This is a genomic window from Celerinatantimonas yamalensis (assembly GCF_046054155.1).
Taxonomy (GTDB): Bacteria; Pseudomonadota; Gammaproteobacteria; order Enterobacterales; family Celerinatantimonadaceae; genus Celerinatantimonas; species Celerinatantimonas yamalensis.
Genome location: NZ_JBEQCT010000002.1, coordinates 470,942 through 496,461, shown reverse-complemented (window position 1 = coordinate 496,461; position 25,520 = coordinate 470,942). Strand labels below are relative to the sequence as shown.

The window sequence follows — 25,520 nt, the reverse complement described above, 5'->3', positions numbered from 1 at the left end:
CTTCGGTGCAATGGATTAAAAGGTAGAAGTAAATGAAACAATTGAATCGTCAAGATTTTCCCGGTGCAAGCTATCCCGATAAGATCATACAATTTGGTGAGGGGAACTTTCTTCGCGCTTTTGTTGACTGGCAAATAGATAAGTTAAATGAACTAACGTCACTCAATGCGGGTGTGGTTATTGTTCGTCCAATTGACACTGATTTTCCACCGAGCTTAAGTACGCAAGATGGCCTATACACCACCTTGATCCGAGGTTTGAATGAACAAGGCACCGCGGTGCGTCAGCCGCGTCTAATTCGCAGCGTTAACCGTGAACTGAATTGTTATCAACAGTTTGATGACGTATTGGCATTGGCCCATAACAGCGACATTCAGATGTTGTTCTCCAATACCACCGAAGCTGGGATCAGCTATCATAAAGGTGATAAATTAACGGACAACCCGCCGTTGAGTTATCCCGCTAAATTAACGCGATTATTGTTTGAACGTTTCACGCATTTTAATGGTGCTAGTGACAAAGGTTGGGTGATCTTGCCGTGCGAATTGATTGACCATAATGGCGACCAATTACATGAATTAGTACAGCGTTATGCTCGTGAGTGGCAATTGCCGGAAGCCTTTGTGGCGTGGATCAATGACGCCAATACATTTTGCTCAACCTTGGTTGATCGGATTGTCACGGGCTTTCCTCGTGATGAACACAGCGCCTTGCAAGAAGAGTTTGGTTATCAAGACCAATTTGTAGATACCGCTGAGTATTTTTATCTATTTGTGATTGAAGGACCAACGTGGCTCAAAGAGCGGTTATGTCTTAATGAATTGCCCGCTGAGCAAGCTTTAAACATTAAAATTGTTGACGATATTCAGCCGTATAAAGATCGCAAAGTTGCGATTCTAAATGGCGCGCATACATCATTGGTGCCCGTTGCTTATTTAGCCGGAATCGATACTGTCGGTGAAACCATGGCCGATGAGCAGTTGTATCAATTTGTCCATGGCGCTATTTTTGAGGAAATTATTCCAACGCTTAATCTGCCACAAGATGAGTTGGAGTCATTTGCCAGCGATGTGTTATCACGGTTTAAAAACCCCTATATCAAGCATCAGTTGCTGTCGATTTCACTCAATAGCATGACTAAATATCGCACCCGTATCTTGCCGCAATTACTTCGCTATCAACAGCAGCATCAGCAATTACCAAGTCGACTCACGTTTGCTTTGGCCGCTTTGATTGCCTTTTATCGTGGTGAGCGTGATGGGCAAACTATCCCATTGTCTGACGATGAAAAATGGCTCACTTTGTTTGCCGATCTATGGGGGCAAGTAAGTGCTGGCAGCCTGAGCTTGAGTCAGTTGGTTGATGCTGTATTAAAAGATGCCGAGCATTGGGAACAAGATTTGACGCAAGTTCCTGGTTTAGTCGCGCAAGTCAGTGAATATCTACAACAGATCACAACCGTTGGGGTTCGTGATGCACTCCATGTTGTGCTAGGAGGAAAATGATGCAATCAGTCATTCAAATTCATCCTCAAGATAACGTCTTAGTCGCGTTAGCTGAACTGCATGCTGGGGATGTTATTACTCATCAAGGTGAGCAGATTAAGCTTGTCAATGATATTCCGCGAGGTCACAAATTCGCGTTATGTGATATGGCTCAGGGTGACCAAGTGATCAAATATGGTCAATCTATTGGTCATACTTTAAGCCCAGTGGCTCAAGGTGAACACTTACATGCGCACAATCTCAAAACCAACTTGAGTGATCTTGATACTTATCAATATGAGCCCAAGGCAACTGAGGTTAGCGTGCAGCAGGTCGATCGCGACGTCAACATCTATCGACGCGACAATGGTGAGATAGGGATTCGCAATGAATTGTGGATCATTCCAACCGTGGGCTGTGTCAACGGCATGGCCAAACAGATGATAGCCCGTTTAGAACGTGAAGCTGATCTGTCACAAATTGATGGCGTACATCTATTAAGTCATCCGTTTGGTTGCTCGCAGTTAGGCGATGATCACATCAATACTCGAACCATCTTGCAAGATATGGTGAAGCATCCGAATGCGGGTGGGGTGCTAGTGGTCGGGCTAGGGTGTGAAAATAACCAGATCGATGCCTTTGAGCAGACCTTAGGTGGGCATGATGAACGCGTCCGTTTTATGATCTGCCAAAACCAGCTTGATGAAGTTGAATATGGGGTTAATCAACTCAAAGAGTTGTTAAGCATTATGCGTTCAGACAAGCGCGAACCAGGTAAACTTAGTGAACTTCGTTTTGGTTTAGAATGTGGTGGCTCAGATGGCTTCTCTGGGATTACCGCAAACCCACTGCTTGGTTCGTTCTCTGATTATTTAATTACCCATGGTGGTACCACTGTCCTGACCGAGGTCCCAGAGATGTTTGGTGCTGAGCGGATCTTAATGTCTCGCTGTAAAGACGAAGCAATCTTTGATAAGACTGTAAAAATGGTCAATGACTTCAAGAGCTACTTTATAGCCCACAAACAGCCTATCTATGAGAATCCATCACCCGGTAACAAAGCGGGCGGAATTTCAACGTTAGAGGAAAAATCTCTAGGTTGTACGCAAAAGGCAGGCCTAAGTCAGGTGATTGATGTATTGCCTTATGGTGAGCGACTCACGCGCCATGGCTTAAATCTGTTAAGCGCTCCGGGTAATGATGCGGTTGCAACGAGTGCATTGGCGGCAGCTGGTTGTCATATGGTGTTGTTTACCACGGGTCGCGGTACACCTTATGGTGGACCAGTTCCAACCATGAAAATCGCCACCAATAGCGATTTAGCACAGCGCAAACCACATTGGATTGATTTTAATGCGGGGGCACTGCTGGATGGGGTTGCCATGAATGCACTACTGATTCAGTTAGTAGATAAAATTGTTGCTACTGTCAATGGTCAACCAACCTGCAATGAAGTCAATGACTTTAGAGAGTTAGCCATATTCAAAATGGGCGTGACCCTTTAAGTGATTGATTGAACATTCTGAGATGGGACTGTCGGTTGTCACCGGATGTGGCTATAATGGCCCGCTATTTGTTCATACGGTAGTCCATTATGTTTAGCTGGATCGTAGACCCCAATGCTTGGCTGGCGTTAGGGACTTTAACATTGCTCGAGATCGTTCTGGGTATCGACAATATTATTTTCCTAACGCTTGTTGTGGCTAAGTTACCAGAAAATCAACGAAATAGGGCACGTCGTACCGGATTACTGGGAGCGATGTTGATGCGTTTAGCGCTTTTAACGCTCGCGGCTTGGCTCAGTCATCTTGTTTCTCCGCTGTTTTACCTTGGTGCTCATGGCATATCTGCCCGAGATTTGTTGCTCTTATTTGGCGGGTTATTCCTGTTGTGGAAAGCTACAACTGAAATCTACGAGACATTAGAAGGTGCCGAGGAGCATATCGTGCGGCGAACTCCTTCATTTTGGTCAGCCATTGTGCAGATCATGTTGCTTGATATTGTTTTTAGCCTCGATTCGGTGGTGACCGCAGTTGGTTTATCATCGCATCTATTTATTATGATGGCAGCAGTGGTGGTTGCGGTGCTGGTGATGATGGGCGCGGCGCGACCGATCGGCAATTTTGTTGAAGATCACCCCTCAGTTAAAATGCTCGCACTGGCCTTTTTATTATTGGTGGGCTTTACCCTGATTTTAGAAAGCTTCGCGATTGATGTTCCCAAAGGGTATATTTACTTTGCCATGTTCTTCTCAATGGCGGTCGAAGCTTTGAATCTATTACGTCAGAGCTGTGCGGTATCTGAGCGAAAATAAATCTAAGGCTGACACAATTGTGAAAATAGTAGCCATCATTTGCCATGGATTCGCAATGAGTTGGCCGTTTCACTGCGCTGTCTTGCGCGCCGCCCATAAGCCAAGTCACATTAGTTAGTGGGTTTTAGTATGGTTACGGCGCAGTCGTAATGACTATTTTAGCTTATAGTAAAGTCATCTTAGCTGCGCTCGATGTACTTTGCTATCAACTCAATGCTTATCGACTGGGGTAGATTCGTTGCCTTGGTTTTTCGTGAGTGCATCGCTGGCCGCTTGCTCAGCGGCGTGATGCTCTTCAATATCGGATTTGAGCGCATCACTATCAATTTGATCGGCCTCATGGAGCATTTCTACAATATCAGAGGCAGCTTCAGGGACGTTTGCGACTACCGCCGCAGCAATATTAACCGCTTCGTGTGGATGATTTGCAAGGTAATGTGAGACTAACTCGGTTGCTGATTCTTGATAGGCTTCTAGGTCGGCAGGGCGCAGTTCAGCAGTTTCCTCTGCGATTGAGTCATCATTACTTTCATCATTGTTGGGGCTATCGCTGTCATCGGTTGGATACTGATTGGCAATGGCCAACACGATGTCTTGTAATTTATCTGGGTAGTTATCACTCATCCACGCGACTAAGTCAGCGGATTGCTCCGGTACATTACTAGCCAATGCTTCAGCAATATCTTGGCTCAAATCAGGTGCTGCTTCGACGATCGCTTTGAAGAGTCGACCAATTTCAATATCATCAATTTGAGCTAACCTTGCGCACAGCTCTGCTGCTTTTTCTGGTGATGTTTGCGCAATTTCAATCGCCATGCGCACGGCTGCCGCTGGGCTATTTTCGGCAATAGTGGCGGCGACTTGCGTTTCAATATTATCTGGCGTATCCGAGCCTTCTTGCGGAATACGAGGGTCAAGATCAAACAGTGCAGAGCCCGCTTCGGTATGCATCACAAAGCTCTCTTGAACACCTACCGGCAAGGCTTCTCGTGCGCGCATACGATAAACAACAAAACCTAGCAGGGCCAATTGACTGACGATCAAAAAGACAAATAATGCGTTGTCACCAAATACTGCCATCATATACGATGCGGTGAGTGGTCCAGCTGTCGAGCCCATGGCATAGACGATCAATAGTCCGCCCATCGCCGCAGCCATATCGACTTTTTGAATGCGGTCAAAGGTTTCAGAGATACTCATCGGATACATGCAGGTAAAAATACCATTGGTTAATCCGGTGGCAATCATCATCGGGACTTGTAAATGGAAATAGGCTGCGATTGGGATCAATGCAGAGGCGATCATATTAAAAATAATGAGGTTAAACAGAACGGCTCGGCGATCAAAGCGATCGGAGAGCATTCCAACTGGGAATTGCAGCACAAATGAGCCCATAATCGCTGCAGCCATAAACAGTGACAACATAAAGCCGCTTATTTTGTTATGGGCGGCAAATAGTGGCAGCATATTCATCAATGAACTGTATAACAGACCACTGGCAAAACAACTGACCACGCCCAGCGGTGATTTAGTGAACAATGTCAGCAGCGACATGCTGGTAGTCTCATGCACTTCAGGGCCTTTTCGTCGGCTCATCACCAATGGGATTAATCCAGCGCAAAACAGCATTCCTCCAATGACAAACAGAGTGGGTTGGTCAATTGGCGCTAAGTTAATCATAAATTGGCTGACGAACATGGCCGACATCACGGTGATCTGACTGATAGCCAAGATTTTACCGCGATTATTGTCGCTGGCTTCATCGCTCAACCAACCATCGATCACCGCAAAAGTACAGGCGCTGCAAAACCCCATCGCCATTCGCATTAAACCCCATAGCACTTGATTCGTGCTTAAGGAGAACCCTAACACGCTAATGGCACCAAGAGAGGCACAGGCGGCAAACATGCGAATATGGCCTACGCGCGCGATCAGTTTACGGCTATAGATGCCGCCAACGAGCATCCCGACGGCATACATGGCCAAAATTAAACCAATCGTGCCAGTATCAATATTTTCCCATCCCATGCGTACCGGTAAGACTAGGCCGATTAGCCCGAATCCCATCATGGTGATAAATAAACTAACGAATAGTGAAACCAGCGGGAGGAGGGTAACAACCACAATAAATCCTTAAATCCATGCTTGATCAGTTCGGTTTGCTGCTAATGTGGCAGCGCTCTGGTTTGTTGATGGCTATGTCAGCACAGATGCTTGATAAAATCACTGAAAAAATTACAGCCTGTTGCCCCATGTATTACACTCAATCAGTCAGCGTTATACATCGTTCAATCAACCCTCTTAGTGTAGCGAGCAAACTGCGTTCATATCAACCCATCCGCAAATATCAATACAGATAATCTATTTCTTATCTATCCAGTTGCACAAAAATTTTAGTTAAAAATGGTAACATCCCCTTTTTTAAGATTGAGATTTTTTGATGTTGAATTTCATTGCAATGGAGCGTCCTGCAACGAAGCTTTCTCGGCTAACTCAAGCGCAGCTTTGGGCCGGAAGTTTTACGTTGCTGGTTGTACTCGTTTCATTGCTAAGTCGATACCAGCTGCCAATTGATGAGACTCGTTATGTCTCGGTGGCTTGGGATATGTGGCAGCATCACCAATGGTTGCTCCCGGAGCTCAATGGTGCGCCTTATGCGGATAAACCACCATTATTGATGTGGTTGATCAATCTAAGTTGGGCTATTTTTGGTGTGTATGACTGGTCCGCACGCATTGTGGTTGGTGTGATTGCACTGAGCAGTTTGTACTGGTTAGCTCGACTTGCTGGCGCTTTATTCGATGATGTGCAGCGCTCTGTTACACCTTGGGTGCTGGTGTCGTTGTTGGGTTGGTGTTTTTATGTGCCGATGGAGATGTTTGACACCTTATTGGCAACTTGCCTGCTGGCCCAGTTTGTCTATTGGATTCAATGGCTCAAGCAACCCCAGTTTAGTCACTTAGTGATGATAGGCCTTTGTGGCGGTTTGGGCATTTTGGCCAAAGGCCCGGTTATGCTGCTGGACTCGTTACCGATGCTGTTGTGTTATCCGTTGTGGCGCAGCCCGCAGATGCCTCAGCCTCAGACGTTTTATAAAGCGTTACTCTGGAGCACACTCATTGGCATTGGAATTGGTTTGGCATGGGCGATTCCAGCGGCAATTGTTGGTGGTAAAGGGTATGCTGAAGCGATTTTTATTAAGCAAAGTGTTGGGCGTATTCAACACTCTTTTGCGCATGCTCGCCCTTGGTATTGGTATCTACCGTTACTGCCGCTCATTACTTTTCCTTGGTCGTTGCTCGGTGTCAATCAGTTGTTTAAGCGTCACCACTTCGGTGCGCGAGTGGCGGCATTTAAACAGGCATGGGTCCAACATTGGCCATTGCGTTTACTAAGCATCTGGGTGTTTGCACATTTGATCTTGTTTAGCTTAATCAGTGGTAAACAGCTGCATTATTTGGTGCCTATATTTCCCGCGGTTGCGCTGTTAATGAGTGGTTATTGTTTACCTCAATTGGTGATGAAATCACAGCCGTGGTGGTTAGTTGCGGTACTGCTCGGGTTTACAGCCGCGCTTGCCAGCGTACCGTGGTGGAGCGCGTCTGTGTTTAATCAAGGGCTCAAATTTTCGAGTCAGCCGCTAGCGGCTCTTATTCCATTCGGGTTAGCTGTGGTCTTGAGTTTGGCTCGTTGCCGCAGATATTGGCCCACCATATTGTTGATCACCTCACCACTGTTAATTTGTGCCACCTTGTGGGCGGGTCATCCCTTGTTTAAGCAGTATTTTAATTTGCAACCTGCTGCTCAATTTGTGGCAGACCAACAAGAGACGCAAGCGGTGGCCTTTTGGGGGGATTATCCTGATTTTTTTCAATTCTATGGCCGATTGCAACACCCCTTGGTACTTTTGGGTAAACGCTCAGAAACCGAGCAGATGAGCTGGGTGAAACGTCATTCTAACAACTGGGTGATATCCACTCGCCATATCTGTATTGCCAGTGCTGTACACTGCTGGGAATATCAGACCGATTACTTAGTGGCGCAGCGCGCCGATGTTTGGATGGCGCATAAAGGCAGATAAAAAAATAGCCCCAAAGGGGCTATTTTTAAAGAAGCATAGTTTATAAGCGAGATATCAATACTTCCTGACTCATCTCAGGAGTCACATCGCCATGTTCACCTAGGGTAATCATGCCATGCTTGGTTAATTGCTCAATCAGCGGGGCGACAGTTGATTCATCGAGTCCATAATCACTAAGATGTGTGCCAATGCCCATTTGCTCAAAGAATGCTTCAGTTTTGGCAATGGCCGCATCGATTTTTTGTTCATCGCTGCCTTCAGTGATCAACCAAACGCGTTCAGCATATTGTTTGAGTTTAGCCGCTTTACTTTGTTTGCGTATTTGCAACATACCTGGTAGTACAATGGCTAATGTACGCGCATGATCGATGCCATGGCGAGCTGTAAGCTCATGGCCTACCATATGGGTCGCCCAGTCTTGTGGCACACCGGCACCAATTAGACCATTTAACGCCATGGTTGCCGCCCACATGATATTGGCGCGAACACTATAGTTTTGTGGCTCTGCGAGCGCTTTAGGGCCAATTTCGATGAGTGTTTGCAATAAGCCTTCAGCAAAACGATCCTGAACCATACCATCGACTGGATAGGTCAAATACTGTTCAACCGTATGCACGAACGCATCGACCACGCCATTGGCGATTTGACGCTCAGGCAAGGTGTAGGTTTTGACTGGATCTAAAATAGAGAACTGCGGATAAACCAGTGGGCTTCTAAATGGTAATTTAGCTTGTTTAGCTTTGTGGGTGACCACACCGCCGTTGTTCATTTCAGAACCAGTTGCAGGCAATGTCAACACACTACCAAAGGGCAATGCCTGTTTAATGTTGTTGCCATAGTTTTCCATGATGGACCATGGGTCTTGCTCTTTATCAAAGAGCGCTGCTGCGGCAATAAATTTAGTGCCATCGATGACCGAACCACCGCCTACAGCCAATAAAAAGTCAAACTGCTGTTCGCGGATCAGCATGACCGCTTTCATCAGTGTCTCGTAAGTCGGGTTGGGTTCAATGCCACCAAACTCTTGGACTTGTCGATCGCCCAGTGCCACTTTCACTTCATCTAAAGTGCCTGTTTTCTTGGCACTCTGTCCACCGTAGAGGAGTAGGATCTTGGCATCTTTAGCCACTAATTGATCAAGTTGAGCAATGGTATTTTCACCAAAGACAATTCGCGTTGGGTTATAGAAATCAAAGTTATTCATCATCAAACCTTGTTGTTGTGGGTTTGTATCAATCCGAAAGTACTGAATAAGTCGTGCTTTCGGTGCAGATCACTCAGCGTCTTAAGCCAACTGGAGCCAGCTTTGGGTGGTTGCCATCGCTAACTCAAATGGCTCATCACTGTGATAAACTTTGGCCTGCAAACTCGCCCCTAGCCAAAGTTGGTAAATTCGTTGTGCTAATTGCTCAGCCGACGGATGCCCAGGCAATTGCTGCATGATTTGGGTCTTTGAGAGTGCACCAGCCAACACCTCAATAATTGCTTGCATGCCATCATTGAGCACTTGGCGCATGGCTTCCGAGAGATCGCTAACTTCAGCGGCCAATTTGACCACTAAACAGCGATGGGTTAATGATTGACAGCTCTGGGTATGTTGCCATTGCTGACAGTAGCTTATTAACGGCTGCTCTGGATGATTGGTATCTGCGGCGAATAATTGGGTTAACTGGTCGATATAGTCATCAAAGTAATGCTTTAACAGGGCCACCCCAAATGCTTCTTTTGAGGCAAAATAGTGATAGAACGAGCCCTTCGGTACATTGGCTGCGCGAAGTAGCTCGTTAATGCCTACGGCAGAAAATCCTTTATGACTAATGATTTGCTCTGCGGTGGCTAATATATGGTGTCGAACGTCTTTTGTTGTCATGCGTAGTAATCTATCATAAAATAGACCAGTCGTCTAGAGTGTGTTACTTTCCGGTCAACCCACCGTTATATAAAGATTTGCTGCGTTATTGGGTTCATCGTGGCTGTGTCTACGGGGTAGCGACTATGCAGTTTATCCAGATGTATTGGATTTTATATATTTCCTATTGTTAGACATGAGGCTAGATTAATGATTCCTGCAAACTTTGGGGATTTTTCACCCTTGATAGGAATATATGATGAAATTCAACGTTATTTGTGCAGTGCTTGGCACTGCATTGGCAAGTCAGGTTGCCCATGCTGATCAATTCAATAATTTAGGGTTTAGCTATGGATTAGGTGGCGACCAACACCAAGGAACGGTTGAATTTGACAAAACAGTGATGCCAAATCTCTATATTGGCGGTCAAGCAGGTTATGATAAAGATCGCCATCATAGTGGTAGTCATGCTGACTCGTTAGGTGTTCATGTCGGTGGCTTTATGCCTTTTGGTAACTCGGGAATGATTGGCTATGGTGAAGTCGGCTATACATCAGTGAATAACCATGGTTATCTATCGACAGTCAACGGCAACAATCTTGATTTATTTCATACTGAGCTAGGGCTGACTGGGCCGTTAACACCAGCAACTTTCTATAAAGTCTATGGTGTTGATAACATCAATATGGGGTCGGGGAATAAAGTAAATTATCAAACGGCGTTCGGTGGCGAGGTTGGTTATAACTATTTACCGGATCTTTCCTTTAACGTCGGGCTGAAACACCTGAACACCAATTACAATGGTAACCGTGCATCTAATGCTGATGATGTCGTGTACTTAAAATCTCAAATGATGTTTTAAAACGATTACCCCGTTACCAGTGCAGATCAAAAAGCCCACAGTTGTGGGCTTTTTAGCTTATGCTGCATAAGATGACGATAGACGCTGAATATGTTGCGCTATTTGCTCAGCGGCAAGGTTTGGCGCCTCCGATGTGTCAACAAGGTTGGTACTGTGTACATTCAGGCAACCATAAATCACAGGATCGGTGTGGCTAAATAAACCAATGCAAGGCGCGCCAACTGCATCGGCTAAGTGAAGCGGGCCCGTGTCGGCACTGACAAATAGGTCTAGCTCCGCTAAATGCATAGCAAGCTCACGCAGACTTAAACATTTAAGCCAAGTGTGGTTTATGGATAAACCATCTATTGCTTCAGGTGCAAGGATCTCGACCCACTCAATATCTGCTCGCTGCAATAAAGGGGATTCAACCAATTGTTGCCAATAGCTTTTAGGCAAGATTTTTTCCCCTCTGGCACCGCGGAAAAAACCAATCCGGTAGCGATTTTTTGCTAGATTATGTCGCCGCAAAAGTTCTAGTTCTTCTTGGGTGAAAGGCCACTGAAATGGCGCATCGGGTAGATTAAGCAGTTTAAGCGCCGAGAACGCAGCATGCTCGAGACGCTGCGCGCTACTTACGCTATGGCGAAAAATACTTTGGTGCAGTGGATGATGATACGCCACCTTATAGTGGCTATGTAAAAATGCTGCAGTTAAGGTATCTGATGAAGAACGAAACGGCATGACGACCATATCATAGTGGGTTTGGCGTAGCCGACCTAGCAACCGGCACCATTTCAGCAAATGTCGAAATGAAAAATTAGAGACATGCACCGCATCCAACGCGCAGCCACAAAATAACTCAGCTTGCCAAGATCGGGCGACTAATAGCTCTATTTTGGCCATTGGATATTGCTGACGCAGCGCTTTTAAAAACGGTAATAAAAAAAGCACATTGCCAAGGCGCTTATTACTTCTTATGACTAAAATTGAATCGAGCTGCTGTGGGTCGAAGTGCGTTTTAGTCGCCGGAGCGATCATCGCCAGTAGTTTATAGACAAGCCCCTCTAAGAGGTGCGAGTGGCGTCTTCGATATTGATCAAAACGTCGCGCGACATTTCGAATGCGTTGCATACTTACCATGACAGACAAACCATCCTCAGGATATTGATGGCTGCATGTTAGAGTAGAATATGTCGACTTTTGGTTATCAACTTTTTATTCACCTTTGTACAATTTATCAAGGGGATAGTTGGTGAAATTGTCACTTTTATGAGTGCACTGTTGCCATAAATAAACAGCGTTAGGTTGGGTGGCATTGTTGCCGTTTTTTGTTTTTCGCAAAAACAATGACAAATCGTCATGCGTAACCTTCCCTCAATCAAGTCGTCGCGGGTTACGTTTTCTTTGCGTGACTTTCTTCTTTGACTCGGGCCAAAGCATTACGAGAAATTAAAATGTGAAATGGAAGAATGGCTTTCAGATAGAGTTGTCCCGCTATATTGTTAGTATGAACCCATGTCGCTAGATAGACCCTCCCATTTTGCGATATAACAGACACTCGAAAGTTCAAATGTTTATCATTGAACCCTGCAATCAATTCATGGCTATTTTCAGTTTCAACAGGAAAAAACCCCACTTTATCTATTGCTGACGGACCATCACTTGAAAGTCCAAGTGGCCTAGTCAGCAAGTTGCGTATTCCGATGAGAAAACGCGCCCATACTGGGAAATTGGTGATGATTTGCGCTGCATGTCGTGGTGATAGTTCAGACTCAATCGAATAACAGTCTATGAAGTCCGTTGACGCCACTCGATCACCTAAAAGGCTTGTCACTGGAAGCTCGGTTGTTATTACTTTATTCATATTCGATTATCCCGATAAATTTTCTATTTAGATACATACCACTCAATGGGTCTAGCTGCACCTGTATTGAAATTTATAACAGTTTAACCATACTCAGGACGAATTAATCTTGGGCTAAATTTTAAATGTAGTGTCAATCGGCGCTAATGAGCGTGTTCGACTGGCTCGTGTTTTGCTGAATAGTTTCACAGTGGCAGATCATTAAATCATCATACAAGGTGTCTTTTGTAAATTTAAATTTTAACGACACTTCATTTATGTCGCCTGATACGATGCTTTAGCGGTGTTGATAGTTGCTTAATCATCACGGACGGTTGACTGATTTTTGAGTTCAAATTGAGCGCGCAACCAGCGAGTAAAAACGGTGACAACACGTGGCACTTTGGCCGAATAGGGCCGAATGATCCAAATTTGATGAGCAAATTCATCAATAATTTGCCACTGCGGCAGGACCTCTACCAATGTTCCTGCTAGAACAGCTGCTTTGGCGCTAAAATCAGGGAGCATGGCAATGCCCAGATCCTCAATGGCGGCATCTCGGATTGACTCACTATTATTTGTGGCAAAGAGCGCACTGACATCAACGGCTATTTGGATCTCGGTGTGGTGATTGTGTTGAAATCGCCAACTGGGTAATTTGCTTCCTCTGGGATAGTACAAGCAATCATAATGGATAAGCTCTGATGGATGCTCTGGCAAGCCGTGTTGCTGCAGGTAAGTTGGCGATGCGACCAACATTGTCCGGGTTGTACACAGGGATTGAGCAACATAGGTGTCAGGGATTTTCTGGCAGTGACGAACGGCGATGTCAAACCCTTCAGCGGCCAGTGAAATGATGCGATCGGTGACTTCGAGTTGGACTCGTACCTGCGGGTAAATTTTCAGAAATTTGCTGATCAATGCTATCAGATGCTGGCGGGCGAAGGCGACTGGCGCAGTCATTCGTACTAATCCACGTACCGGACCAGAGCTGTCGCAAATAGCTAAAAAACTTTGTGTAATTTGAGCAAACGGTGTGGTGAGATCATTAACCAGTTCTTGACCGGCTTCGGTGAGCCGTACGCTGCGAGTCGTACGCTGCACCAACGCCACTCCAGCGAGTGTTTCCAACTCCTTAATTTTTTGGCTCATTGCCGATTTACTGACATCTAGCCGCTCAGCTGCTCGAGTAAAACTTTGTTGTTCAGCCAAAATAGTGAGCCAGTAGAGATGCTCCCATAAATGCTCGTTGTTGATCTGTTTCACAGCGATTGTTCAAAATAGTGAATAATGAGTTTCAGTGTATCGCTTTTTCTTTGTCACTTAAAAGGCCAATATAATGGCTGGATATAAAAATTATTGAGGATACTAGCTATGCCATTACTCCAATTTGATCTGATTGAAGGCCGCTCTGAATCAGAAGTGAAAGCTCTTTTAGATACGACTCACGACGTTGTTGTTAAGGTCTTTCAAGTCCCAGAGCGGGATCGCTACCAGATTGTTCATGAAAACAAACGGTATCAGATGATTTTTGAAGATACCGGTCTAGGCTTTGAGCGCACCGATAATTTAGTGATGCTCCGCATATTTACCAGCCCGCGAAGCGAATCGCAAAAACATCAATTTATGCAAGAATTAGCCGCTGCCCTAGAGGCTAAATGCGGGATCAAAGGCACCGATTTAATGATCGCCTATTTTACCAATAGTCGAGATGACTGGAGTTTTGGTTTCGGTGAAGCGCAATATTTTACTGGAACGCTGTAATTGCTCCCTTTGCGACTAGATTTTTTGCTTTGGATGCTTATAAGGATTTGATTAGTATATAATAATTACTTTTCCAGAATCTTTTGCAAAGCTTGCTTGTTGAACCATCATTTTTTGCGAAGGTTGTATGGTGATTGAGCCACAACTCATCTAATAGAGATCTGTCACGGTGACTGTTTTGTCTCATATGAAAGGCATCGTGGCATAGTGGCCTCAACATAAGGGGTTGAGTGAGAATACTCAGTGTCACTTCCTATGAATGCGTTATATGGTGAGGTGAGCCACTCAGCGTTGAATTAGTATATGAAATCTGTGTTGCTTCTGAGGCGGAAAAATTTACTCTAGTTGATCTGAAAATGCTCTCGGGTGATGAAGGGGCGCAGCGTTGGCTCACCTTTTCAATATTGATCGTCAGCGTTATTTGTTCTGTGTTTTTGTGTCTTGCCGGGATGTTTACTACACAGAATACGCTGGCATATTCTGATGTTCCTGCATTTCAACGAAGCTCAGCTGCACATTGGGTACGATGTGGCAGCAAACGCTGGTGTTACAGTTACAAGACCTTCTACAAGTTGAGGTTAATGAAGCACAGAAATACGTGGTTCATTCATGATGATCCGGTCTGTGGAGAGGTAGGCTTTACTGCTTTTGCTCTGATATATTACCACCAACAGTTTGCGGCTTCACGCGGGAAGACTTGCGATCTTTGCAGTAGGCCACTAAATCGGAGGTTGTGAGTTTGTCTGCCCAGATTTTAGCCAGTTCTGTACCCATCAGCATAGTCAGCTCGTATCTTGGTTCGACCCATTTTTTTAACGGGCCAGCACATCATTTCGATAGATAACTAATTCTCAACTGGTTGGTTTTTCAGTTTTACTCAGTCAATCCCCGGCTTTTGCGTATGGACTATCGGCGAGCTCGATGCTTTTGCATGGGAGAGTTTTCCGAATGTATACGATTCGCGATATACTACGGCCTTTGCTTGAGCTGGACTTTGCCGCGAAAGCACGATGGATCGTTGCTCTTTTTGCGTGTTTAGAGCATGAAATGGACATCGCTTATTATCAAAAAATTCTATTGGGTATCCCCGCGTTTATGGGGTAGCCATTGCTAACAATAGTTGAGATTAGCTAACCATGAGTCAAACACAACATTTTGATCAGTCATCAAATAACAACGCGTTATCTAATCGTGAAGAAACCTATTTCAGTGGTCGATTCAGCGTGGCCCCCATGATCGATTGGACCGACCGCCATTGCCGTTATTTTTTGCGTTTAATCAGCCGCCATGCACAGCTTTACACTGAAATGGTCACCACTGGGGCGATTTTGCAAGGGCGTGGTGATTATCTATTGTTTAATCAGGCTGAACATCCGTTGGTGCTGCAATTAGGGGGCAGTAACCCGCACGCTTTAGCGCAGTGCGCGAAGCTGGCTGAACAACGCGGGTATGATGCGATCAATCTCAATGTGGGTTGCCCGTCTGATCGCGTGCAAAATGGTCGCTTTGGCGCCTGCTTGATGGCCGAGCCGCAGCTGGTGGCCGATTGCGTGAAAGCAATGCAAGATGAGGTGGTCATTCCAATAACGGTTAAAACGCGCATTGGCATTGACGAGCTTGATAGCTATACATTTTTAACCACCTTTGTTGATGCCCTGGTAGCAGTTGGCTGCTCGGATCTGATTGTGCATGCGCGCAAAGCGTGGCTACAAGGGTTAAGCCCTAAGGAAAATCGGCAGATCCCAGAGCTTAATTATGAGCGGGTCTATCAGCTTAAACGTGATTATCCTGCTCTTCATATTGCCATTAATGGTGGAATTAATACCATTGAAGAGTGTGTGCAGCATCTTGAACATGTCGATGGGGTGATGCTAGGGCGCGCGGCTTACCAAAATCCATATCTGCTCGCTGAGGTTGATCGCGTTTTATTTGATGATGAGACGCCGGTGTTAAGTCGTGAACAAGTGGTGATGGCGATGGTGCCTTATATTGAGCAGCATTTAGCTGACGGCGGCCGTTTAGCGCAAGTGACACGGCATATGCTAGGATTATTTCAAGGCCTTCCAGGTGCACGGCGTTGGCGGCGTTATTTGAGCGAACATGCTCATCAAACGGGCGCCAATGTCGATGTTTTGCTCAACGCATTAGCGCAGGTTGGTGAGCCGATCGCGAGGGATCATTAAAGATCCTCGAGCTGGCACAGAGTTTGCTCCATGGTTGATACGTCAGTTTATTGGCAATTGGAGTGTCTAACTATGCGTTGGCTTATACAAAAAATAGCGGATCTAAATATTGTCGCCACAACATTGGCTTGGGTGGGGTTTGCAGCTGGGTTATTCCTGCTCGTGCCGACGGCGTATCTACCGGTTAAGATCGATGCCCACATGTTACTATTTGCATGGGGAGGGGTCTTTATTGCCGTTTCTTATTTTTTAGGGCGGTTATTTGTACGGGCGTGGAAGGTGATTGAAGCGCGCTGGCAAAAACGTTTAGCACAACAAAATATCGAATCACTGATTCGCTGCTTGGATCATACTGAGCGCGCAATTCTTCGCGAGTTTGTGATCCGTCGTACCAGTGTGCTGCATTTGCCTGTCAAAGAGCCGGCGGTAGCGAACTTGCTGCATAATGGGGTTTTGGAGATGAATGAGCCGCAGCAGCTACTCGATCAATTGGATCGTGTTGATTGTATGATCTCGTTGGCAGCGAGGCCACTACTTAGCTATCGGACTTTATCGTTGCCTGTCGGAAATTTGACAGGTGAACAGCTCGATAAACTTAAAAAATTACGGCCTATATTTTTACAACCCGATTATGAAGCGAATCGAACTTATTCGGGTAAAGTGTTCCGCATCAAAACGAGCAATCAATCGGATAGTGATGCGCCGATGCATATGGATCATCCCCCTATGGCTTCGTAGATAGTGTTAAGGTGTTATTTTGTCGGCCTCAACGCTCTTAACAGTGCAAAGTTATTGAAATGCCTTGCACTGTTTTGTGGTTGGATGCCAAAGGCTGATGAAATGGCAATTATTCTGGGAGGTGACAGACTGCCTCAACATTGTTGCCGTCTACATCAATGGCAAAGGCTGCGTAGTAATGCTCCTGGTACATAGGACGAAGCCCCGGTTCACCGTTGTCTGTACCACCATGTTGCAGTGCTTGATCATGAAATTGGACAACTGCACTACGCGAGGCTGCTGAGAATGCAACATGCCTGGGTGTGAATTTTTCCTTGGTTTCAATCAGCCAAAACGTAAATTGACCATCCACTCCGAATGCGCACATCCGCTGTGTCGGAAAATCATGGTTCCACTCGGCAACGAGTTCAATTTGCAATGAATACCCCAATACTGAAAATACCGCTTGGTAAAACGACTTGGCGGCTAAGTAATCGGTCGTATATGTACTCATATGATCAATCATGATATCTCCTTGTCATTTTATTGACTTATCAATAAGGTGCTGTTTAGTGTGCGGGTTATACTAGATGTTGGTTCGCTCACCTAAATAACCTGTGTAATCGGGGATCTGCGTTTTAAATTCTTGCGCGAAGTAGGGGCAAGTGATCAGAAAATCAGCGGTCGCTTCATTGGTTGCAACGGGAATATTCCAAACGGTGGCTAAACGGAGTAGCGCTTTGACATCTGGGTCATGAGGGAGCGTTTCGAGTGGATCCCAAAAGAAAATCAGCATATCAATGCGTCCCTCAGCAATCATCGCACCTAGTTGTTGATCGCCACCCATCGGGCCACTAAGTAAACAACTCACCTTTAACCCGGTTTTATTTAGTAGCGCCCCAGTGGTTCCGGTGCCGAACAGTGTATGTTGGCTAATAGCATCATGGTTTTTGCGACACCATTGCATCAATGCTGGCTTTTGATTGTCGTGAGCCACAAGGGCTATCTGTTTTTTGGCTTGCAGCGTGCGCTCAATCAGTTTCATAGATGGTTCCTGTCTGGTATCAAAGAGTTAAAATTAATATTACTCCGTTCAAGGTATTTTGGGCAAAAGATTACAAGCATACAATGAGGTTTTGTGATGTCGGTTAGGTTGACGATGCGGCAGGGGGAAATACCGACCTTTTGTGAGGCCGGTATCGAATCGCTTATGTGTGTTGGTGATAGCTAATATAGCGCTTGTATTTACTCGCTTTAAGCTGAGTAATATCGACCAGAACTAACCCATCGACACATTGTTTGAAATCAGGATCAATATTAAAGTCAATAAATTGTACACCGCCCGGTTGGCATAGTTCGGTGTATTGTTTATACAAGGTTGGAATGGCACAACCCATGTTAGTCAGAGCACCTTTGAGCAAGGCAAAATCTTGCTGATAGTCATCACCTTGAAAGGTTAAACTCAGATTATGTTGGATCTGTTGCTCCAATAAGTAAGGGTTGCGAGAGCGGGCCAAACTAAAATCAGCCGGAAAATAGCGCTGATAAAAATAGACCAATAGATCACGAGCCGGTTGCGGCAAGCTAGCGCTGATGCTGACTGGGCCGAACAGGTAACGGTAATTCGGGCGATTAGCTAAAAAGGCACCGAGTCCTAGCCATAAGTAATCTAAACTACGACGTCCCCAATAGCGAGGCTGCACAAAGCTACGGCCAAGTTCTAATCCGTGCTGTAAGAATGTACAGTCTTGTTGCTGGTATTCAAATAGCGTATGACTATAGAGCCCATCTAAGCCATCTTCTGCAATGATTTTACGGCTGTCTGCGAGTCGATAAGCACCGACAATCTGCTGATCGTCGGGATGCCATAAAATTAGATGCATGTATTGGGCATCATAGTGGTCGGTATCACTGCGTTGGCCGGTTCCTTCACCGACGGCTCGAAATGATTGCTCGCGCAAACGGCCTAATTCGGCGAGAAGTCCCTCAGGATGGTTGCCTTCAGACAAATAAATCTGTTGACCATCTGGGGTTTCACCTAATTTTTCACACTGTTCAATCGCTTGGGTTAACGTAGAGCGTAATTGTGGGTGAGCAACCGCTGACTCAGTTTGAAATAATCCGGGTTTACCAGCGCCAATTCGATAGGTGTGCTTACGTAATAGCTGCGCACGAGTAGCGAGATCCAGAGTCAAGTGGCGGTAACTTTGGTGGGGGATCGGCTCGCCAATCACCATCTCAATGGTTTGCCCTTGGTGCCAAAAAAGCTCGCGAACCAGTAATATTGTTGACAGTGATTTATTCAGCATCGAACACAGGTAAAATAGAGAGCTATTGCGGGCTTTGACATAGACCGGCAAGATCGGCGCTTTGCTTTTATCTGCTATTTTGACAAAACCTCTTTGCCAACGGCAATCGCGCTGGCGTAAGTTTTTCCAACGCGAGACTTCACCGGCTGGAAAGACAATTAATGCGCCTTGATTGTCTAAATGGTTGTGCAACCCTTCCAGCTGTTGACGGCGTGTCTTGCTCGTCATGTTATCCACGGGTAATAAGAGTGATTCAAGGGGGGTAATGCTAGACAACATTTGGTTGGCAATAATTTTTACATCACTGCGTATTTGTCCGACTAAGTGCAACAGTGCCAAGCCATCAAGCGAGCCGATAGGGTGGTTAGCAACAATAATAACAGCTCCCTCGGTTGGGATCCGCTCACGGTGACTACTCGATAGCTGGTAACTAAAGTCCAGCTCGGCGAAAGCTTGTTCAATGAATGCCAACCCTTTTAACTGCGGGTAGCGTTGTTCAAAACTTTGAAACGTTTCCTCAAACAGTACTTTACTTAGCACTCGCTTAAGTAGCGAGTAGCGGCGCGGCTTATCCTGCAGCGCCGGAAAGTGTTCCTGCATAATTTGATCAACAGAAAACATAGCCATCCTCCTGATTTAGCCATTTCAGACTACAAACAGTTGATGACATTCAAGTAACATATTTATGGCAATTTTGTGGCATTGCCACAAAACCATTTAATGGATTTTATGATGGGCTAATGGTGAGTGCATCGAAGAATAGCCGTTTACGAAGTAATAACATACCAACCCTAACAGTGCCAGTAGTGCGGCTGACTCGCCAATATGCGCTAAACCCAGTTTCATAATCATTTGCTGACCGATTAAGGCCCCTGCGCCTACTCCGATATTATAAACTGTCGAAAAAATCGATGTTGCTAAATCAGCTGCATCATCGGCCAGTTTAAGAATGCGGATCTGTAAACATAAACCAATCCATGTGATAGCTAATCCCCACAATAATATCAAGGTGAGTAAGGGGCCCCGTGTTGTGGCTAGCGGTAGCAGTAAATAGGTCGACAGGGCGAGCAGCGCGATGGAACCTGCAAGCAAAGCAAATGGATAACGATTCAGTGGCGAAAATAAACTGCTGGCGAGTATTCCAGCTATCCCAAATATAAATAAGATGGCTGTTGCAAAATTGGCACTACCATGAGCGATATACACAATAAAGGGTTCAATATAGCCATACGCACAAAAGTGTGCTGTTGTTAATAGCAGTGTGAGCGCATACAAACTCATCAGGGCGGGGCGTTTGAGTAGTGTGGGCAGAGTATGAAAGACTGCTTTGTTTTTACTGGCTAATGGGGGCAGATATTGTTTAATAAGTAACAGACCGATACTTGCTAATACTCCGATGGATAAAAAGGCCCATCGCCAGTTAATTGCTTGGCTCAGCATCCGTCCTAATGGTAAACCTAAAATAGTGGCTAATGATGTCCCTAAAACCAGCATTGTGAGCGCTTTTGTTGTGTGCCCTTGTGGCGCAACTCGCATTGCTAGGGATGCGGTTATTGCCCAAAAAATAGCATGAGTCACCGCAACGCCGATCCTCGATATAACTAAGATCCAAAAACTCCAAGCAACGGCAGATAGAATGTGGCTCAGAATAAACCCGACGAAGACCCAAATCAGTAGCTGTCGGCGTTCCATATGGCCAGTTAATAGCATGCAAGGAAGAGACGTTAGTGAAACTGTCCAAGCATAAATGGTGATGATGAGTCCTGTGTGTGCCGGTGAGTAATGGAACGTTTGTCCAATATTGCTCAGCAAGCCAACTGGCATAAATTCAGATGTACTAAAGATGAACGCCGCGACGGCCAAGCTCATGACCGGGAACCAAACTGACCATTCTAAGTGTTTATGCTGCATTGTGAGAGATGTAAGGACTTGGAATTTAGCTGGGCGGAATCATAGTCCTATTCAAATTGATTGGCGAGATTTTTATCAGGAGTGTCGACAATTTTTTGAGGGGTGAATAAGCACACTGACCATCTGTCTATTGGCTGGGGCCAAAGCGCCGATGAACCATGCTATCTATTTGAATTTTAGTCGTATTTATATTAAAAAAGCCAATCAATACCGCTGATTGGCTTTCATGGATTATATCTCTATATGGTTCTTAAAGAACATGAACAGAGGCGGTATTCGTGGTGCCAGATGGGACCAGCGCGCCAGAAACCATAATGACAATATCACCTTTGTTGGCAAGCGCTGTTTCTAAAGCAATTTCTTTACCTAATTGGTAGAAGCTATCTGTGCTGTCAATAGCATCGACAACATAAGGATAAACCCCTTTAGACAGTGATAACTGTTTAGCAATTTTGGTATTGGTGGTAATCGCCAAGATGTTTGCTTGTGGGAAATATTTACGCACAGATTTAGCTGATTTACCGCCTTGGGTCGCCACAATAATCAGTGGAGCACTTAATTTTTCAGACGTTTCAACCGCACCTTTACAGACCGCTTCAGTGATGCGTAGACGACCGCTATCGTGTGCTGGATCTAACTGAGAAGGCATTACCGCATCAGTTCGCTCACAGATGGTTGACATGATGGTGACTGCTTCAACTGGGTATTTGCCTTTCGCTGATTCACCAGAGAGCATGACTGCATCCGTACCATCTAAAATCGCATTGGCGACATCACCTGCTTCGGCGCGTGTTGGACGAGGGTTTTTGATCATTGAATCGAGCATTTGGGTCGCGGTAATGACGACTTTACGAGCGCGATTACATTTTTCGATCATCATTTTTTGCGCGAAGATCACTTCTTCAACTGGGATTTCAACGCCTAAGTCACCACGGGCGACCATGATGCCATCCGATGCGGCTAAAATTTCTTCGAAATTATCAACCCCTTCTTGGCTTTCAATTTTTGAGATGATCTGGATATTTTCGCCGCCGTTATTTTTCAGCAGCTCACGAATTTCTAATACATCTTCTTTTTTACGAATAAATGAAGCGGCAATAAAATCAACGTCTTGTTCGCAACCAAAGATCAGATCGCGTTTGTCTTTTTCAGCTAGTGCAGGCAGTGAGACGCTTACGCTTGGTAGGTTAACCCCTTTATTTTCACCCAAGTCACCATTGTTCAGTACTTTACAAGTGACGTCTTCTTCGGTGACGGCGATGACTTCCATTTCTAACAGACCATCATCAACGAGTACCATGTTGCCGACATTTAAGTCATGGGCAAGGCCTAAGTAGGTAACGGCAACACGTTCGTTATTCCCAATGACGCTTTGATTGGTGGTAAAGGTAAACTCTTGGCCGGCGTTTAAAGAAACGTCTTGGCCACCTTCAAGTTTCATAGTGCGGATTTCAGGGCCTTTGGTATCAAGCAAAATCGCGATAGTTTTGCCTGTTTCAGCCATTACTTCGCGAATCGTGTTGATACGTGCACCATGTTCTTCATAGTCACCATGAGAGAAGTTCAGGCGCATAACGTTCATGCCGGCTTTAACCAATTGAGTCAGCTTCTCTTTTGACTCGGATTTTGGGCCGATAGTACAAACGATCTTAGTTTTTTTCATGGAAGGTCTCTCCAGATGATAAGTTTAGTCGTAGATATGGACTATTATACAGAATTGAATCGATTTAGTTATGTAGAAAAATTACAACAAATCCAACGTTGATCAAAATTTTATAAATTACTTAAACCCTGTTAGATGTTGAGAAAAAAACCCGCTGTTAACAGCGGGTTTTCGTTAATCTTGTTCTAAGTCACCACAGAATCGATAACCTTCACCATGGATTGTGGCGATGATCTCGGGTGTTTCGGGGATCGACTCAAAGTGCTTGCGGATGCGCCGAATCGTGACATCAACGGTGCGGTCATGCGGTTTAAGCTCTCGCCCAGTCATTTTTTTCAGCAGATCGGCGCGAGTTTGAATTTGTCCGGGATTTTCGACAAAGTGTAACATGGCTCTAAATTCACTGCGTGGCAGTTTGTAGTGATCATCATTGGGACTGATCAGTGAGCGGCTATTAATGTCGAGTGTCCAACCATTAAAGCGATACGTCTCAACACCATGGCCCTCTTCTAGAGGAGCTTGTGCATTGATAGTTCGGTTAAGCAGGTTGCGGGCCCGAATGGTTAACTCACGAGGGTTGAAAGGTTTGGTGATGTAATCATCAGCTCCAATTTCAAGCCCTAAAATCTTATCAACTTCATTATCACGACCGGTTAAAAACATCAGGGCAATTTGTTCTTTGTCCCGGAGTTCACGGGCCAGTAATAACCCATTTTTGCCGGGTAAGTTGATATCCATAATAATCAGATGAACAGTGTTGTTAGCCAACAAATCGTTCATTTCTGCACCATCATTGGCTTCTAACACCTGGTAACCTTCAGCTTCAAAAATACTTTTTAGGGTATTCCGTGTGACCAGTTCATCCTCGACGATCAAAATATTTGGTGTCATGGTCTTCCTCAATCAAAATATAAATGGAAATAGTTACGTCGTGGCTGGACTGCTGATTGGGCCTGCCACCCATAGCGGATCATGTGATTGTTGATGTTGTGTTACACCTGCCAGATAGGTAAATAATTCCAGTTTGCAGAGTGACGCGTCATACTATTGATGATCCGATAAATAATTCATATATCTAATGGTGCTATTCTAAGTACTTAACACAGACATAACAACTTGAGGGATGCTTAGGTTGCAAATTTTTAACGTCTTATTGATACAAGTCAATCCCAAATAATGAAAGAAAATTACATACAACATATTCAGCCTTCTCAGCCACACGACGAGGCGTTATGGCAAAACTATCAGCAGCTGGATTTAATCGCTAAACAACCCATCTGTTGGCCGGCCGGGATTATTATAACGGCGGCAAATCCCTATGGACAAATCGTTGCGCGACGGCTTAATCATCATCGTCATTTGGCATTGATGCGATTGCTTGGGCAGTTGCGCTGGCCTTATCAGCTGGTGTGGGGCTGTGCGCTCGACGATTCCCATGGCGAATTGAGTTGCTATTGCCCAGTTGTTGAGATCAAAGGACGTCGTTTAGCTCAGCGAATGCGGCAATTGTCGATTTACAACGTTGATGCGCATTCATTGTCACTGGTTGATTGTGTGGGTCAGCGAGCATGTATAGCGCTTGGAAATGTGCAGAATTTTTGGCAGGTTCAACCCGTTCGTTATGTTCGTTTAGCACGGAAGTTTTAAAAGTTATAGTGCAGATCAAGACCGAATTGATTGGTATCTTGCAGTGGTAAGGGGTTAAAAAAGGCGTAATGAGCGTTTAGTTCGAACTGCTGATAAAGTAGATAAGTACCCGCGACACGCATTGATACAGCATCATTGTGGTTTAATGTATCAGGGTAATGGTGCTGGTTGACCGACCCTGATAAAGTCAGTTTTGAAAGCGGTTGATAGCGTATTCCCGCTGATAGATTTACCCCAAATAGTGAGGCAATATCGACTAATTGCGTGTCACTAAGTGATTTGACGCCGGCTTCGATAAACCAATTAAGATGTCGTGGCAATTGCTGCTGATAGCCGCCGGAGATCGCCTCTGGCAGTGTTTGAATATATACCCCATTGGCGCTGTGGGTCGTTTTGTTATATTCGGTAAAAAACACCCTACTTGGGGGCTGACGAACAGGCTGCTGGTTGGAAGGACGTATCTGGGCATAAACCATGGGCAAAGGCACCATTAAGCAACAAATCATCCAACGCTGCATCATCCAATGCATTGCTGCTCTCCTTTGAAAATGAATAAATAACGATCTGCCTTTGATCACTTTAGTCTATTTTTTATCAATAAGCATGTATCTTGAAATGTTCTGAAAAGTCGTAGATTAGATAAACTATGCAGCCAACGAGCATCGATGTAGTTAATAGGTAATAAAAGGACGTAGCGGATGATGCTGAACATTTTACCATGACTCAACGTATTCTCGGTTAACGCATCATCTAGCCAGCTATTTATTTGGTGATATGGCTTTTTCATAAATGATTATGTGATGAGTTAAACTTTTGATCACTAGTGTCTGCGGGATTTGCGCTTGACAATTTCCTCTAACTAATGAAAGGTAAAGGAAGTTTCTTATGAGGTCGTTTATGTTACACATCAC

23 protein-coding genes are annotated in these 25,520 nt (G+C 45.1%); 10 read left to right on the top strand and 13 right to left on the bottom strand.

Annotation, left to right across the window (positions count from 1 at the left end):
* Positions 1–32 precede the first annotated feature (32 nt).
* From ABUE30_RS06750 to ABUE30_RS06740, 3 genes are all read left to right on the top strand, one after another.
* Positions 33–1,505 (top strand): tagaturonate reductase, encoded by a 1,473-nt coding sequence (locus ABUE30_RS06750; protein ID WP_408622957.1) that lies wholly within the window; start codon positions 33–35, stop codon positions 1,503–1,505.
* Positions 1,505–2,989 carry a UxaA family hydrolase gene (locus ABUE30_RS06745; protein WP_408622956.1) on the top strand — a complete coding sequence of 495 codons (1,485 nt, stop codon included), beginning with the start codon at positions 1,505–1,507 and terminating at the stop codon, positions 2,987–2,989. The genes ABUE30_RS06750 and ABUE30_RS06745 overlap by 1 nt, the downstream gene beginning before the upstream one ends.
* Before the next feature lie 89 nt (positions 2,990–3,078).
* Positions 3,079–3,798 (top strand): TerC family protein, encoded by a 720-nt coding sequence (locus ABUE30_RS06740; protein WP_408622955.1) that lies wholly within the window; start codon positions 3,079–3,081, stop codon positions 3,796–3,798.
* 210 nt (positions 3,799–4,008) lie between these two features.
* Here ABUE30_RS06740 and ABUE30_RS06735 read toward each other — a convergent pair whose 3' ends face one another.
* Positions 4,009–5,922 (bottom strand): MFS transporter, encoded by a 1,914-nt coding sequence (locus tag ABUE30_RS06735; protein WP_408622953.1) that lies wholly within the window; start codon positions 5,920–5,922, stop codon positions 4,009–4,011.
* A gap of 316 nt (positions 5,923–6,238) precedes the next feature.
* On the opposite strand from ABUE30_RS06735, the gene ABUE30_RS06730 reads away from it, so the two are divergent.
* A complete protein-coding gene (locus ABUE30_RS06730) occupies positions 6,239–7,879 on the top strand; it encodes an ArnT family glycosyltransferase (RefSeq protein WP_408622952.1) in 1,641 nt (546 codons plus the stop codon).
* Between the two features lie 40 nt (positions 7,880–7,919).
* Here ABUE30_RS06730 and ABUE30_RS06725 read toward each other — a convergent pair whose 3' ends face one another.
* Positions 7,920–9,083: an iron-containing alcohol dehydrogenase gene (locus ABUE30_RS06725; protein ID WP_408622950.1), complete on the bottom strand. Its 1,164-nt coding sequence runs from the start codon at positions 9,081–9,083 to the stop codon at positions 7,920–7,922.
* Positions 9,084–9,164: 81 nt separating this feature from the next.
* A complete protein-coding gene (locus tag ABUE30_RS06720) occupies positions 9,165–9,749 on the bottom strand; it encodes a TetR/AcrR family transcriptional regulator (protein ID WP_408622948.1) in 585 nt (194 codons plus the stop codon).
* Positions 9,750–9,987: 238 nt separating this feature from the next.
* On the opposite strand from ABUE30_RS06720, the gene ABUE30_RS06715 reads away from it, so the two are divergent.
* Positions 9,988–10,590, top strand: a complete 603-nt coding sequence (locus ABUE30_RS06715; RefSeq protein WP_408622947.1) for a hypothetical protein — start codon at positions 9,988–9,990, stop codon at positions 10,588–10,590.
* A 57-nt stretch (positions 10,591–10,647) separates the two neighbouring features.
* Here the strand turns inward: ABUE30_RS06715 and ABUE30_RS06710 are convergent, their stop codons facing one another.
* The 3 genes from ABUE30_RS06710 to ABUE30_RS06700 form a co-directional block, all read right to left on the bottom strand.
* Positions 10,648–11,712, bottom strand: coding sequence for a glycosyltransferase family 9 protein (locus tag ABUE30_RS06710; RefSeq protein ID WP_408622946.1), 1,065 nt, complete (start codon positions 11,710–11,712; stop codon positions 10,648–10,650).
* 253 nt (positions 11,713–11,965) lie between these two features.
* On the bottom strand, positions 11,966–12,436 hold the full coding sequence (locus ABUE30_RS06705) for a DUF2867 domain-containing protein (protein WP_408622944.1): 471 nt from the start codon (positions 12,434–12,436) through the stop codon (positions 11,966–11,968).
* Positions 12,437–12,733: 297 nt separating this feature from the next.
* The gene (locus tag ABUE30_RS06700; RefSeq protein ID WP_408622942.1) at positions 12,734–13,681 is read right to left on the bottom strand and encodes a LysR family transcriptional regulator; all 948 of its coding nucleotides are present in this window, start codon (positions 13,679–13,681) and stop codon (positions 12,734–12,736) included.
* Between the two features lie 108 nt (positions 13,682–13,789).
* Between ABUE30_RS06700 and ABUE30_RS06695 the strand changes: the two genes are divergently transcribed.
* The 4 genes from ABUE30_RS06695 to ABUE30_RS06680 all read left to right on the top strand — a co-directional run bounded on the left by ABUE30_RS06695 (position 13,790) and on the right by ABUE30_RS06680 (position 17,100).
* Positions 13,790–14,179, top strand: coding sequence for a tautomerase family protein (locus ABUE30_RS06695; RefSeq protein ID WP_408622941.1), 390 nt, complete (start codon positions 13,790–13,792; stop codon positions 14,177–14,179).
* 948 nt (positions 14,180–15,127) lie between these two features.
* Positions 15,128–15,283 carry a hypothetical protein gene (locus tag ABUE30_RS06690; protein ID WP_408622939.1) on the top strand — a complete coding sequence of 52 codons (156 nt, stop codon included), beginning with the start codon at positions 15,128–15,130 and terminating at the stop codon, positions 15,281–15,283.
* Between the two features lie 32 nt (positions 15,284–15,315).
* Complete coding sequence (dusA, locus tag ABUE30_RS06685) at positions 15,316–16,362, top strand: tRNA dihydrouridine(20/20a) synthase DusA (protein WP_408622938.1); 1,047 nt, start codon at positions 15,316–15,318, stop codon at positions 16,360–16,362.
* A gap of 72 nt (positions 16,363–16,434) precedes the next feature.
* A complete protein-coding gene (locus ABUE30_RS06680) occupies positions 16,435–17,100 on the top strand; it encodes a super-infection exclusion protein B (RefSeq protein ID WP_408622937.1) in 666 nt (221 codons plus the stop codon).
* A gap of 109 nt (positions 17,101–17,209) precedes the next feature.
* Here the strand turns inward: ABUE30_RS06680 and ABUE30_RS06675 are convergent, their stop codons facing one another.
* From ABUE30_RS06675 to arcA, 6 genes are all read right to left on the bottom strand, one after another.
* Entirely contained in the window at positions 17,210–17,605 is a 396-nt protein-coding gene (locus tag ABUE30_RS06675) for a VOC family protein (protein WP_408622936.1), read from the bottom strand.
* Positions 17,606–17,665: 60 nt separating this feature from the next.
* Positions 17,666–18,124 (bottom strand): methylglyoxal synthase, encoded by a 459-nt coding sequence (locus tag ABUE30_RS06670; RefSeq protein ID WP_408622935.1) that lies wholly within the window; start codon positions 18,122–18,124, stop codon positions 17,666–17,668.
* Between the two features lie 163 nt (positions 18,125–18,287).
* The gene (locus ABUE30_RS06665) at positions 18,288–20,009 is read right to left on the bottom strand and encodes a lysophospholipid acyltransferase family protein (RefSeq protein WP_408622934.1); all 1,722 of its coding nucleotides are present in this window, start codon (positions 20,007–20,009) and stop codon (positions 18,288–18,290) included.
* A gap of 96 nt (positions 20,010–20,105) precedes the next feature.
* Positions 20,106–21,299, bottom strand: coding sequence for a sugar transporter (locus ABUE30_RS06660; RefSeq protein WP_408622933.1), 1,194 nt, complete (start codon positions 21,297–21,299; stop codon positions 20,106–20,108).
* 250 nt (positions 21,300–21,549) lie between these two features.
* On the bottom strand, positions 21,550–22,962 hold the full coding sequence (gene pykF, locus ABUE30_RS06655) for a pyruvate kinase PykF (RefSeq protein WP_408622932.1): 1,413 nt from the start codon (positions 22,960–22,962) through the stop codon (positions 21,550–21,552).
* A 174-nt stretch (positions 22,963–23,136) separates the two neighbouring features.
* Positions 23,137–23,853, bottom strand: a complete 717-nt coding sequence (arcA, locus tag ABUE30_RS06650) for a two-component system response regulator ArcA (RefSeq protein WP_408622931.1) — start codon at positions 23,851–23,853, stop codon at positions 23,137–23,139.
* A gap of 285 nt (positions 23,854–24,138) precedes the next feature.
* Here arcA and ABUE30_RS06645 point away from each other — a divergent pair, with 285 nt between their 5' ends.
* Positions 24,139–24,609, top strand: a complete 471-nt coding sequence (locus ABUE30_RS06645) for a DUF3293 domain-containing protein (RefSeq protein WP_408622930.1) — start codon at positions 24,139–24,141, stop codon at positions 24,607–24,609.
* On the opposite strand, the gene ABUE30_RS06640 is transcribed toward ABUE30_RS06645, so the two are convergent.
* Positions 24,606–25,139 carry a hypothetical protein gene (locus ABUE30_RS06640; RefSeq protein WP_408622929.1) on the bottom strand — a complete coding sequence of 178 codons (534 nt, stop codon included), beginning with the start codon at positions 25,137–25,139 and terminating at the stop codon, positions 24,606–24,608. The genes ABUE30_RS06645 and ABUE30_RS06640 overlap by 4 nt on opposite strands.
* Positions 25,140–25,520: the final 381 nt, after the last annotated feature.

Bases quoted from the DNA above. Each gene is read 5' to 3' on its own strand.
- ABUE30_RS06750 (WP_408622957.1), top strand. From the start codon at position 33: ATGAAACAATTGAATCGTCAAGATTTTCCCGGTGCAAGCTATCCCGAT.
- ABUE30_RS06745 (WP_408622956.1), top strand. From the start codon at position 1,505: ATGCAATCAGTCATTCAAATTCATCCTCAAGATAACGTCTTAGTCGCG.
- ABUE30_RS06740 (WP_408622955.1), top strand. From the start codon at position 3,079: ATGTTTAGCTGGATCGTAGACCCCAATGCTTGGCTGGCGTTAGGGACT.
- ABUE30_RS06730 (WP_408622952.1), top strand. From the start codon at position 6,239: ATGTTGAATTTCATTGCAATGGAGCGTCCTGCAACGAAGCTTTCTCGG.
- ABUE30_RS06725 (WP_408622950.1), bottom strand. From the start codon at position 9,083: ATGAATAACTTTGATTTCTATAACCCAACGCGAATTGTCTTTGGTGAA.
- ABUE30_RS06720 (WP_408622948.1), bottom strand. From the start codon at position 9,749: ATGACAACAAAAGACGTTCGACACCATATATTAGCCACCGCAGAGCAA.
- ABUE30_RS06715 (WP_408622947.1), top strand. From the start codon at position 9,988: ATGAAATTCAACGTTATTTGTGCAGTGCTTGGCACTGCATTGGCAAGT.
- ABUE30_RS06710 (WP_408622946.1), bottom strand. From the start codon at position 11,712: ATGGTAAGTATGCAACGCATTCGAAATGTCGCGCGACGTTTTGATCAA.
- ABUE30_RS06705 (WP_408622944.1), bottom strand. From the start codon at position 12,436: ATGAATAAAGTAATAACAACCGAGCTTCCAGTGACAAGCCTTTTAGGT.
- ABUE30_RS06695 (WP_408622941.1), top strand. From the start codon at position 13,790: ATGCCATTACTCCAATTTGATCTGATTGAAGGCCGCTCTGAATCAGAA.
- ABUE30_RS06690 (WP_408622939.1), top strand. From the start codon at position 15,128: ATGTATACGATTCGCGATATACTACGGCCTTTGCTTGAGCTGGACTTT.
- dusA (WP_408622938.1), top strand. From the start codon at position 15,316: ATGAGTCAAACACAACATTTTGATCAGTCATCAAATAACAACGCGTTA.
- ABUE30_RS06680 (WP_408622937.1), top strand. From the start codon at position 16,435: ATGCGTTGGCTTATACAAAAAATAGCGGATCTAAATATTGTCGCCACA.
- ABUE30_RS06675 (WP_408622936.1), bottom strand. From the start codon at position 17,605: ATGATTGATCATATGAGTACATATACGACCGATTACTTAGCCGCCAAG.
- ABUE30_RS06670 (WP_408622935.1), bottom strand. From the start codon at position 18,124: ATGAAACTGATTGAGCGCACGCTGCAAGCCAAAAAACAGATAGCCCTT.
- ABUE30_RS06665 (WP_408622934.1), bottom strand. From the start codon at position 20,009: ATGTTTTCTGTTGATCAAATTATGCAGGAACACTTTCCGGCGCTGCAG.
- ABUE30_RS06660 (WP_408622933.1), bottom strand. From the start codon at position 21,299: ATGCAGCATAAACACTTAGAATGGTCAGTTTGGTTCCCGGTCATGAGC.
- pykF (WP_408622932.1), bottom strand. From the start codon at position 22,962: ATGAAAAAAACTAAGATCGTTTGTACTATCGGCCCAAAATCCGAGTCA.
- arcA (WP_408622931.1), bottom strand. From the start codon at position 23,853: ATGACACCAAATATTTTGATCGTCGAGGATGAACTGGTCACACGGAAT.
- ABUE30_RS06645 (WP_408622930.1), top strand. From the start codon at position 24,139: ATGAAAGAAAATTACATACAACATATTCAGCCTTCTCAGCCACACGAC.
- ABUE30_RS06640 (WP_408622929.1), bottom strand. From the start codon at position 25,139: ATGCATTGGATGATGCAGCGTTGGATGATTTGTTGCTTAATGGTGCCT.